Annotated in this window: 1 protein-coding gene and 1 CRISPR repeat array; the gene reads left to right on the plus strand. The window is 57.5% G+C overall.

Features of this window, described 5'->3' with window-relative positions; all coding sequences use genetic code 11:
• Window positions 1-142: 142 nt before the first annotated feature.
• Window positions 143-4432: direct repeats of the CRISPR family, unit length 32 nt; unit sequence GTTTCAATCCACGCACCCGCACGGGGTGCGAC.
• A gap of 28 nt (window positions 4433-4460) precedes the next feature.
• Window positions 4461-4760 (plus strand): RibD family protein, encoded by a 300-nt coding sequence (locus SSCH_RS06620; protein WP_044664781.1) that lies wholly within the window; start codon window positions 4461-4463, stop codon window positions 4758-4760.
• Window positions 4761-4762 lie beyond the last annotated feature (2 nt).

Here is a 4762-nt window from a genome sequence, read left to right on the forward strand (position 1 = left end):
GGCCATCCGGGTTTCAATCCACGCACCCGCACGGGGTGCGACGCTCCCAAAGTGATACCTGCTCCTTTTCAGCCATGTTTCAATCCACGCACCCGGCACGGGGTGCGACAAAAGAAGGTTAAAAAGACTGCCTGTGCTACTGGTTTCAATCCACGCACCCGCACGGGGTGCGACTGTTTATCTTCGATTCGTATGCATGTAGGCAAGGTTTCAATCCACGCACCCGCACGGGGTGCGACTTGCCGGTTTCTCTTGTTCTTTGCCTCGTTTCAGGTTTCAATCCACGCACCCGCACGGGGTGCGACGGCAATGTCGATGCAAAGGCAGTCCAACGCCATGTTTCAATCCACGCACCCGCACGGGGTGCGACGTTTGTTGCAAAGTGACTCAATGCCCAATTCCTGTTTCAATCCACGCACCCGCACGGGGTGCGACGCCGATGAAGTGACCAGACTCCAGGATGAATTGTTTCAATCCACGCACCCGCACGGGGTGCGACAACACTGTGCTGCTGGCCAGTGAGCGGAGCTTGTTTCAATCCACGCACCCGCACGGGGTGCGACCTGATGAAATAATAAAAACCCCCACCGGAGTGAGGGTTTCAATCCACGCACCCGCACGGGGTGCGACGCCGCCTTCTTCCTCAACTCCAATGCTTCTCAGGTTTCAATCCACGCACCCGCACGGGGTGCGACCATCATGGCCAACGCCCCTAGAGCCTGCTCTGTGTTTCAATCCACGCACCCGCACGGGGTGCGACGTTTGTTGCAGAGCGGCTCAATACCCATGTCTTCTTGTTTCAATCCACGCACCCGCACGGGGTGCGACTTACACCTGGGATCCTAAGGCCCAGGCCCGGGGTGTTTCAATCCACGCACCCGCACGGGGTGCGACGAGATAGAAAAGATCATACAGCAGGCAGTAGAGGTTTCAATCCACGCACCCGCACGGGGTGCGACGCCAGTGACCAGGCTGGTATCGGGAAAAGTACGGGGTTTCAATCCACGCACCCGCACGGGGTGCGACGCGAGATCCCCCCAATCAAGAGAAAGATTAACCTGTTTCAATCCACGCACCCGCACGGGGTGCGACGTGCCTCTGAGGGACCTGGATAAGGCCATCCGGGTTTCAATCCACGCACCCGCACGGGGTGCGACGCTCCCAAAGTGATACCTGCTCCTTTTCAGCCATGTTTCAATCCACGCACCCGCACGGGGTGCGACAAAAGAGGTTAAAAAGACTGCCTGTGCTACTGGTTTCAATCCACGCACCCGCACGGGGTGCGACTGTTTATCTTCGATTCGTATGCATGTAGGCAAGGTTTCAATCCACGCACCCGCACGGGGTGCGACTTGCCGGTTTCTCTTGTTCTTTGCCTCGTTTCAGGTTTCAATCCACGCACCCGCACGGGGTGCGACGGCAATGTCGATGCAAAGGCAGTCCAACGCCATGTTTCAATCCACGCACCCGCACGGGGTGCGACGTTTGTTGCAAAGTGACTCAATGCCCAATTCCTGTTTCAATCCACGCACCCGCACGGGGTGCGACGCCGATGAAGTGGCCAGACTCCAGGATGAATTGTTTCAATCCACGCACCCGCACGGGGTGCGACAACACTGTGCTGCTGGCCAGTGAGCGGAGCTTGTTTCAATCCACGCACCCGCACGGGGTGCGACCATCATGGCCAACGCCCCTAGAGCCTGCTCTGTGTTTCAATCCACGCACCCGCACGGGGTGCGACGTTTGTTGCAGAGCGGCTCAATACCCATGTCTTCTTGTTTCAATCCACGCACCCGCACGGGGTGCGACGGGATGGCAGGATACAGTTAAAAGCTTTGAAAGTTTCAATCCACGCACCCGCACGGGGTGCGACTTACACCTGGGATCCTAAGGCCCAGGCCCGGGGTGTTTCAATCCACGCACCCGCACGGGGTGCGACGAGATAGAAAAGATCATACAGCAGGCAGTAGAGGTTTCAATCCACGCACCCGCACGGGGTGCGACGACTGCCTGTGCTACTGGAAAAAGGGATAATCACGTTTCAATCCACGCACCCGCACGGGGTGCGACGCGCTTAAATTTCACGGCTGCGCCGAACTCGGAGTTTCAATCCACGCACCCGCACGGGGTGCGACGATATTGCCGCCTGGGATGATGAAGTACGATCAGCGTTTCAATCCACGCACCCGCACGGGGTGCGACGGGGACAGTGGATGATGGGTCTTCAGAAGATACAGGTTTCAATCCACGCACCCGCACGGGGTGCGACGAGGTATACGATACCATGGTCGCTTATCTCGAAAGTTTCAATCCACGCACCCGCACGGGGTGCGACGGCGGTGAGGGCGGTGAAACCTGATGCCCCGGGGTTTCAATCCACGCACCCGCACGGGGTGCGACTTGGCTGGGATTAAGGAGTGGAGCGGGTCAATCGTTTCAATCCACGCACCCGCACGGGGTGCGACACGCTTACGGGCTATATATTGACTTGGATAAAGTTTCAATCCACGCACCCGCACGGGGTGCGACCTGAGAGCAGCCATCCACCGGAGCAACCCCTTTGTTTCAATCCACGCACCCGCACGGGGTGCGACCATCATGGCCAACGCCCCTAGAGCCTGCTCTGTGTTTCAATCCACGCACCCGCACGGGGTGCGACGGGTACGGCCCCCGCGCAATAACTGTAGATACTGCGTTTCAATCCACGCACCCGCACGGGGTGCGACGCGGAGTAACGCCTAGAATTGCGGCGGCCTCGGGTTTCAATCCACGCACCCGCACGGGGTGCGACGAGAGGAATTCACAGCCCGAGCCCGGGACCCGGTTTCAATCCACGCACCCGCACGGGGTGCGACCAAGGCGATACAAAATTAATCTTCATCATCTGGTTTCAATCCACGCACCCGCACGGGGTGCGACTTCTTTTGTTCTAGCTGGTGGGCGCGGTAGGGATTGTTTCAATCCACGCACCCGCACGGGGTGCGACTAGTGGCTCCGACCGCAGCCGACACCCGTAATACGTTTCAATCCACGCACCCGCACGGGGTGCGACCCTCTGAGCCGGTCCCGCTTTCAGGCAGTTTCATCGTTTCAATCCACGCACCCGCACGGGGTGCGACGATGCCGATGATGCCGACGTTTAAACACTTTATCGTTTCAATCCACGCACCCGCACGGGGTGCGACGGAGGTTTTATTTTCGCCTGGCCTTAGCTTTAGGTTTCAATCCACGCACCCGCACGGGGTGCGACGAGCAGACATGCGTAGCTTATTTCACCTGCCCGGGTTTCAATCCACGCACCCGCACGGGGTGCGACCGACTTTCATTGTCACCTTGTTGACCTTTATGAAGTTTCAATCCACGCACCCGCACGGGGTGCGACAGCCTTGATGAAGAAGATAAAGTGGACCCCACAAGTTTCAATCCACGCACCCGCACGGGGTGCGACTCAGCTTTGACATAGACGTATGCGCTACAGCAGAGTTTCAATCCACGCACCCGCACGGGGTGCGACGTAAACGCCTGCTTTGCGTTCTGCTTAAATGATTTGTTTCAATCCACGCACCCGCACGGGGTGCGACTTACTGTCGACAGTTGTAGTCCAAAATTAGAGCGTTTCAATCCACGCACCCGCACGGGGTGCGACGTCCTTGGTGCGCTACTCGGCACCTTGGGCATGTTTCAATCCACGCACCCGCACGGGGTGCGACACCATACCCACGGCGGGGGTGTTGAATGAAAATGTTTCAATCCACGCACCCGCACGGGGTGCGACGGATATTCAGGTGTTGGCAAGCAGCAGCCGCGGGTTTCAATCCACGCACCCGCACGGGGTGCGACACCAGGACCACTGCAAAGCAATCAAGGATGTTATGTTTCAATCCACGCACCCGCACGGGGTGCGACCTGGAAATACTGATTACCACGTAAACCCTCAACGGTTTCAATCCACGCACCCGCACGGGGTGCGACTTTCTTTCGTATGCGATATAAGCATCCAAAAGTGTTTCAATCCACGCACCCGCACGGGGTGCGACGAAAAAGCGTAGTAATCCGCGGCTCCAACTTCGGTTTCAATCCACGCACCCGCACGGGGTGCGACGAATACCAATGAGCCCATGAGTATTGCCACAGAGGTTTCAATCCACGCACCCGCACGGGGTGCGACCGCCATGTGTGTTCACCTCGCGATTATTTCACATGTTTCAATCCACGCACCCGCACGGGGTGCGACCTTATCGGTCATGCCCAAATAGTAGAGTTCCAAGGTTTCAATCCACGCACCCGCACGGGGTGCGACATCAACTGACTGGGCACCTGCTCCTGAGGACGTAGTTTCAATCCACGCACCCGCACGGGGTGCGACAGCCCAGGCAGCGGCTGAGGCTGTAGCAAGAGCAGTTTCAATCCACGCACCCGCACGGGGTGCGACTTTTTTAGTCGCCATAATATACGCTATCATGGTAGGGATTGGCACTGTTCTGGCAGATGACCCTCTTTTGACAGTGAGGCTTGATGGCGAATATGAACAACCCCTGAGAGTTATTGTTGACAGCTCTCTGCGTATTCCAGAGACTTCGATGCTTGTCAAGACAGCCTCAGAAGTACCAACTGTTGTGGCAGCTGTACAGGGGAGCTACAGTGAGGCAAAGAGGGCTCAACTGGAAAGAGCGGGTCTGGAAGTATGGGATCTGCCGGCTATCGAAAGGAAGGGTCGATCTGGTGACATTGATGAAGGAACTGGGGAAAAGAAGAGATAACC

This window comes from Syntrophaceticus schinkii, assembly GCF_000946815.1.
Classification (GTDB): domain Bacteria; phylum Bacillota; class DSM-12270; order Thermacetogeniales; family Thermacetogeniaceae; genus Syntrophaceticus; species Syntrophaceticus schinkii.

Bases quoted from the DNA above. Each gene is read 5' to 3' on its own strand.
- SSCH_RS06620 (WP_044664781.1), top strand. From the start codon at position 4,461: ATGGTAGGGATTGGCACTGTTCTGGCAGATGACCCTCTTTTGACAGTG.